The 1278-nt window shown below is 52.4% G+C and carries 1 protein-coding gene; it reads right to left on the reverse strand.

The window, feature by feature from the left end; translation table 11 throughout:
- Nucleotides 1–919: 919 nt before the first annotated feature.
- Nucleotides 920–1278: hypothetical protein (locus JX325_RS17050; protein ID WP_204792205.1), on the reverse strand; the 359-nt coding region annotated here is incomplete at its 5' end.

Below are 1278 nucleotides of genomic sequence, written 5' to 3' on the forward strand. Positions count from 1 at the left end.
GATCACCATTTTCATCCCAGATATTAAACGTGGGGGCGGCCCAGCCCTCCTCAATATCCATGGTGAAAAAGTCTTCCTCTCCATTTTCATCCAGGGAAAGAAGAAGGGAGTCAATTTTCCCAGCCTGAATCAGCTTGGATAATTCGTCCAGAACTTCCTGCGTAATCTCACTGTTGGCAAAACTCTTCCGGCCATACTCCAGGTATCGGATGGCAAAAGCGCCGGATACAGGTGCAGAGACTTCCTGTGCAGGTACAACTTTGTACTGAGGAAAGTTGTCATCCTGATAAGTGGGTTCGTCTGTNNATATCTTNCNGGACAGAGTATCCAGCACCTCGGTGTGGATCAGCTTCTTTCGAGCGGGGAGCGCAATACTCTTCAACTGGGTGAGGCCGGAGAGTAGGGAGCAATCCGTAAAGCTGGTGAACTGCAAATCCAGACGATACAGATTTTTCAGCTTGGGGAGGAAGGAAAAATCATCTATGACGCCGGGCGGAGTGCGCTTGGGGAACTCCAGCACCTGGAGATTCGTCATTTCTTCCAGCATGGCCCAGTCTCCGGTTCTGGACTGCAAGAAGTCCTGAATAGGAGCCAGCTTTTGCTTGGTGTACTCGCTGTGCGGGACAGGAAAATCCTTATCCGCCAGACGCTTGATCCGCCTTAATTGGCCGATGTCCGTGAGCTTCTTTGGCGTCATGGCAAGGTCGATCCAGCACAACAGATAAGGGCTGGTACGCTGAACCATTTCTTCAAATGTCATACGATCACCTCATTCATTATTCCGGCGCTCAGGCCGTCTTCTCCTGGAACGTCCACTGGGTATAGGACATGGCATTGCAGTTGGTCAAGTCCGCCATCTTCAGTTCCGGGAGATAGAAGCCGATGTAGAGGACGCTGTTGCCGNCCTCCTGGACATCCTCTACCCGCCCTGCCAGGGTTCGGCCTGTACTCTGTCTCCCGGAATGTCTTCCCAGCGGAAGCGGTGCTGTTCTCTCCGGGAACAGTGGAAGATCACCGTCTCTGCGTTGTACTCCGCCCAGCCGATTCCGATATAAAGCGCACGATAGGCGGCGAATATAACCAGTCCGCCGAACAGAATCGCTCCCACCACAAACAGGAGGCGCTCCTCATGGGACAGAGTGGGATCAAAGACGGCCAGGTACAGGAACAGGCCCGTCATAGGCAGGAAAAACGCAGTGAAAAGCAGGATCACCACAATTTTAGAGAACATTCCCGCTGTGCATTTTTTCATGATTGTTCCCCCAGCTTTTCTTCCTC

Source organism: Oscillibacter sp. CU971, assembly GCF_905219725.1.
Classification (GTDB): Bacteria; Bacillota; Clostridia; order Oscillospirales; family Oscillospiraceae; genus Oscillibacter.